The 2,034-nt window shown below is 60.8% G+C and carries 1 protein-coding gene and 1 pseudogene; both read right to left on the bottom strand.

Going from position 1 to position 2,034, the window contains the following annotated elements; all coding sequences use genetic code 11:
- Nucleotides 1–1,040: 1,040 nt before the first annotated feature.
- The gene (locus IE312_RS27130) at nucleotides 1,041–1,535 is read right to left on the bottom strand and encodes a lactococcin 972 family bacteriocin (RefSeq protein WP_189984938.1); all 495 of its coding nucleotides are present in this window, start codon (nucleotides 1,533–1,535) and stop codon (nucleotides 1,041–1,043) included.
- 339 nt (nucleotides 1,536–1,874) lie between these two features.
- Nucleotides 1,875–2,034: pseudogene (locus IE312_RS42025) on the bottom strand (SAM-dependent methyltransferase); the annotation flags it as partial.

Below are 2,034 nucleotides of genomic sequence, written 5' to 3'. Positions count from 1 at the left end.
GAGGCCCCGGAGTGATCCGGGGCCTCTTGTCTGTGTGCACTCGGCAGGATTCGAACCTGCAACCTTCTGATCCGTAGGATCGGGCGGCGTGTTGGACGGGGGCCTTGCCCTCCTCCCGACTGATCCCTGACGGTCGTGATCAACGGTCTCTGTGTGCCGTCGTTGCCGTCAGGGTTGCTGTCAGTTCGGAACGGCGACGCAGGCTCTTACGACTGCGCTCGATACCCGAGCCCTGAGGTCGCGGCGAGTAGGTCACACGGATCGAATGTCTCCTCCGGTGCGCGGCCCCTCCGGCTCCGAGAAACGAGTACGCCGAGAGTGCCACCAAGTCCAGATGGTGTGACTTACTAGACCCAAAGCAACAGCGCCCGCGATGAACCGAATAACATTCCAAGTAATTCCAACGACCGCGCGTTGGCCATCCGCCTCTGTCGCCAGCCGCATGGAGGTCTCGAAAAATGCAACGAGCGGAACAATCAGCCGGAACGAGAGACCGCCGACACCTGGAATCCGCGCCAGGTTACCGAAGAGCCCGACGGGCGCCCCGAGAATAAAAGCCGCTATTCCCCACGCAAGCATTCCAGACAAGACTCCCTCGCCGGTGGCGCCAGATTCCATTCCAGCCGGGATGGTTGGACTCAGAAACTTGAATAGATAGTACGCGACCACACCGACAGCCAGCCCCACAGACGACAGCAACGCTGACTCAATTTTGGATCGACCGAAATAGCCCACCAAGAATGCATAACAGGCCCACGTCCACCCATCGGAAAAAACAAGATTCAGAGTGCCGCAAACGGGATTGTCCCATTTTTCGGTAAGGGGACTCGCCAGCCCAAGTAGCAAACCTGCACCGAGGGATAATGCTAGCGATGCAACGCGAGGGCGCGGGAAGTGTTCGATTTCTTTTCCTCGTTCCGTGATGAACTCAAATAGGAGATGGCGCCATTCGGAGACCGCGCGGGGGACCGAACAGACCCGAGTGGCGCACCAACCTACCTACCTATTGAAGGGTCACCGCGTGATGCGGGGATCAGAGCCTAGTCGGCGAGAGCGTAGTACGTGTAGCAGGTGTAGGCAGCGCCCGCCGTCCGGTGGGCGTAGGAGGTCTCGCCGGCATACGCCCCAGCGGTAACCGAGCCTCCGGCAATCTTCGCCGTGGACCTGTGCATCTCCTTGGCGTGGTAGTAATTCGAGTAGCAGTACTTACCATCCGTGGTCACGTCGTAGCCGTAGCACCACTTTCCGCCACTGGCACCGACGCAGGCCTTCGGCGCACTGGCCGCAACGTCCATCTTGATCACCGCCGCGCCCCATTTAGAGGGGTTACCCAGCTCTGCAGGCGGCTTCGCACCGTCACCACGCTTGTGGAGGGTGACATGGCCGACCTCGGAACCATCCGCAGCAACGATAGTGCCATCCGCCGTAACGGTGGCAGCCTGAGAGGCGTCTGCGGCGGCCGTCGTAGAGAAGCTGAAAACTGCGAGCATCACGCTCACAAATCCGAGAACTAATGATCTACCGGCAATTCTCACGGTATCCCCTCCCCGACTCCCCCAGTGGGAATTCACACAAAGATCTTGAACGAGGGGAGGAGCGCAGTCAATAGCCTCGATAGGGAATGTCCGAAAGTACGGCCCATACTAGGGCTGTAGTACAGCAGTCGGCAGGGTGTAACTAGGGGCGCGTCCGACCCAAAGCAGGTGTCCACGAGTGACAACCCGGACTACAACGCTGACGCCATCCCCGTCAAGCGCCTCAAGAAGGTACAGGTCGCGGTCGGACCCGCCTGCTGAACCCGGGCCTGTACAGGTTCGGAAATACACCGGCGTCGCCGACCCACGCGCGGACTGGTCTGCTCCGCTGCCGACTGGTCATGGAGTAACAGCACGGACCAGGAGAGTCCCAATGTGCCCTGAGTACGGCGCGTCCAGCACCTGAGCCTCTGCCGTGGCGAACCCGGCCCGGATCAGCAGGCGCTCCCACACGGCCGGACGGTAGCTGTAGCGGTAGGTGAACATCGCCTTGCCGGCG

Origin of the sequence: Streptomyces capoamus, assembly GCF_014654935.1 — a bacterium.
In the GTDB taxonomy this organism is placed as follows: Bacteria; Actinomycetota; Actinomycetes; order Streptomycetales; family Streptomycetaceae; genus Streptomyces; species Streptomyces capoamus.
The sequence above is the reverse complement of the archived record's forward strand: the minus strand, read 5'-3'. Positions and strand labels throughout refer to the sequence as shown.